We start from the raw sequence: 1,978 nt of genomic DNA, 5'->3' as shown, positions 1-1,978 counted from the left end.
CAAGCCGCCCGCCGCCAAGGCCGCCGCGCCGAAGCTGCCGGCCGCCCAGGCCGTCGCCACCGGCAAGCTGGTGCAGATCATCGGCGCCGTCGTCGACGTGGAGTTCGAGGGTCACCTGCCCGCGATCCAGAACGCGCTGGAAACCACCAACACCGACCAGCGGACGGGCCAGCCCTTCCGCCTGGTGCTGGAAGTGGCCCAGCACCTCGGCGAGAACACCGTGCGCGCCATCGCCATGGACACCACCGAGGGCCTGACCCGCGGCCAGCCGGTGGTCGACACCGGCAAGCCGATCACCGTGCCTGTGGGCCCGGCCTGCCTGGGCCGGATCATGAACGTCATCGGCGAGCCGATCGACGAGGCCGGCCCGATCGCCACCACCTTCACGAGCCCCATCCACCGTGAGGCCCCCTCCTTCGCCGAGCAGTCGACGTCGGCGGAAGTGCTGGTCACCGGGATCAAGGTCATCGACCTGCTCTGCCCCTACACCAAGGGCGGCAAGATCGGCCTGTTCGGCGGCGCCGGCGTCGGCAAGACCGTGACGATGCAGGAGCTGATCAACAACATCGCCAAGGCCTACGGCGGTTACTCCGTGCTGGCCGGCGTCGGTGAGCGGACCCGCGAGGGCAACGACCTCTACCACGAGATGATCGAGTCCAACGTGAACGTGGACCCGAAGGCGAACAACGGCTCGACCGAAGGCTCCAAGTGCGCCCTGGTCTATGGCCAGATGAACGAACCCCCGGGCGCCCGCGCCCGCGTCGCCCTGACCGGCCTGGCCCAGGCGGAGTACTTCCGCGACCAGGAAGGCAAGGACGTGCTGCTGTTCATCGACAACATCTTCCGCTTCACCCAGGCGGGTTCGGAAGTGTCGGCGCTGCTGGGCCGCATCCCCTCGGCCGTGGGCTATCAGCCCACCCTGGCCACCGAGATGGGCAACCTGCAGGAGCGGATCACCTCGACCTCGAAGGGCTCGATCACCTCGGTGCAGGCGATCTACGTGCCCGCCGACGACCTGACCGACCCGGCGCCCGCCACCTCGTTCGCCCACCTGGACGCGACGACCGTGCTGAGCCGCGACATCGCCGCCCAGGCCATTTTCCCGGCCGTGGACCCGCTGGACTCCACCTCGCGGATCATGGACCCGCTGGTGATCGGCGAAGAGCACTACAACGTCGCCCGCCGCGTGCAGGAGACCCTGCAGCAGTACAAGGCGCTGAAGGACATCATCGCCATCCTGGGCATGGATGAGCTGTCGGAAGAGGACAAGCTGATCGTGGCCCGCGCGCGGAAGATCCAGCGCTTCCTGTCGCAGCCGTTCCACGTGGCCGAGCAGTTCACCAACACCCCCGGCGTGCTGGTCAGCCTCGAAGACACCATCCGCTCGTTCAAGGCGCTGGTGGACGGCGAGTACGATCACCTGCCTGAGCCGGCCTTCTACAACGTCGGCAACATCGAGGACGCGGTGCGCAAGGCCGAACAGCTGGCGGCGGAAGCCTAAGGATCATGGCCGAGAAGCTGCACTTCTCCCTGGTCTCGCCGGAACGGGAACTGTTCTCGGGAGCGGTGGACCAGGTGGACGCCCCGGGCTCCGAAGGCGACTTCGGCGTCCTGGCGAACCATGCGCCGTTCATGACCGCGCTGAAGGAAGGCGCGGTTCGGGTTCACAACAACGGGACCGTCAAGGTCTATCAGGTGCGCGGTGGTTTTGCCGATGTGACCCCAGATGGGCTGACGATCCTGGCGGAGCACGCCGTCGAGGCAGCCTGAGCGGCAGGGGAAATTATTGCCGTAAATTAGACGCCTTAGGGCCTTGCCTAGGGCGCCTTGCTCAAGTTTCATGCCGGCCGAAAGTCAGGGGAACTTCCATGCGTATCGCCCTCTCCAGCCTGATCCTCGTCGCCGGGATCGCGACCGCCGCCCAAGCGCAGGACCCGGCGACGAGGATCAGGCTGGAGAGGGCGATACGCATGGAAGT

2 protein-coding genes are annotated in these 1,978 nt (G+C 67.0%); both read left to right on the top strand.

All coding sequences use genetic code 11. The features are described 5' to 3' along the window. Nucleotides 1–1,501: F0F1 ATP synthase subunit beta (gene atpD, locus AX721_RS13990; RefSeq protein WP_068876607.1), on the top strand; the 1,501-nt coding region annotated here is incomplete at its 5' end. A 5-nt stretch (nucleotides 1,502–1,506) separates the two neighbouring features. Continuing rightward, nucleotides 1,507–1,770 (top strand): ATP synthase F1 subunit epsilon, encoded by a 264-nt coding sequence (locus tag AX721_RS13985; protein WP_068876606.1) that lies wholly within the window; start codon nucleotides 1,507–1,509, stop codon nucleotides 1,768–1,770. Nucleotides 1,771–1,978: the final 208 nt, after the last annotated feature.

The organism is Phenylobacterium sp. CCH9-H3, from assembly GCF_001557235.1.
Lineage (GTDB): Bacteria > Pseudomonadota > Alphaproteobacteria > Caulobacterales > Caulobacteraceae > Phenylobacterium.
Note: the sequence above shows the minus strand (reverse complement) of the source record. Positions and strands in the feature narration are given on the sequence as shown.